The sequence below is a fragment of the Blautia sp. AM42-2 genome, assembly GCF_003480245.1.
Taxonomy (GTDB): Bacteria; Bacillota; Clostridia; order Lachnospirales; family Lachnospiraceae; genus Fusicatenibacter; species Fusicatenibacter saccharivorans.
Genome location: NZ_QUIM01000018.1, coordinates 444 through 1382, shown reverse-complemented (window position 1 = coordinate 1382; position 939 = coordinate 444). Strand labels below are relative to the sequence as shown.

Annotated in this window: 1 protein-coding gene; it reads right to left on the bottom strand. The window is 57.6% G+C overall.

Annotated features, from left to right (window positions below):
* The coding region (locus tag DW915_RS14495) for a relaxase/mobilization nuclease domain-containing protein (RefSeq protein WP_158581072.1) at positions 1-939 on the bottom strand (939 nt) is incomplete at both ends.

Here is a 939-nt window from a genome sequence, read left to right as displayed (position 1 = left end):
ATAGGCGGCAGAACAGGCTTCGTCCAGTTCCTCCGGGGAGGAAAAGCCGTACTGCTGATAGGCGGTAACGGTAGCTGCCATTTGCTTTAGGTTGTGCTTTGCCGCCCAGCGGTCATAGCCCACGCCCTTGCCCTCGGCTCGCTTGGCTTCCCGGTCAACCATGCGCTGCAAGGTGTTGTCTGCCGGGGTGGTTTTTGTGGTTTTTTCCCCTTGTGACAGCTTTTTAACCGCGGCAGGGTATTCGAGTATGGCTTTGCTCTGTTCGGCGGCTCTGTGGGCGTTCTGCGTAAGCAGGACAAGGACAGCAGCCTTGTCAAAATCGTCCCCCAGCTTCCGGGCTGTGATAGGCTTTGTCCTGTCCGGCGTGAGGTAGGAAAGCCGCCCCCGGCTCTCCTTGACGGTCACACCCTCCCGCAGCAAAAGGGAAGAAAATTCGTCAAAGCTGCCAGCTTGGGAAAGTGCCTGCCGTATCGTCCGGCGCAGCTTCGCCTTGTCCGTTTCAAACTTGGTGGGCTTGGTCGGCTGTCCTGCGGCTTCTCTGACAGCGTTCTCTTTATCAAGGGCAAGCTGTCCTTTCTTTGCCGCCCAGTATTCCCGTTCGGTTATCCGTTCCTTGCTGCCGCTTAGGAGGTCGATTTGGTAAAGCCCCTCCCGGTGGCACATCTCCATGACTTCACTCTTGAAATATTCCATAGCGGCGTTGGTGCAGCGGTGCTTGCAGCCCTCCCGTGTGTCGGCTGGTCTGTCCATGTAGGGCAGAAGCGGGACTTCATAAATCCGCAGGGAGTTGATGACGATATGCACATGGATATTGCCGCTGTGGTTATGCCCGTCCGGGTGGGTGCAGACTAAGGCTTGGTGTCCGGGGAAATGCTCTTTACAGAACTGCTCGCCCAGCTCCTGCGCCCGGTCTACGGTCAAGCCGTTGTCTGTCCCGTC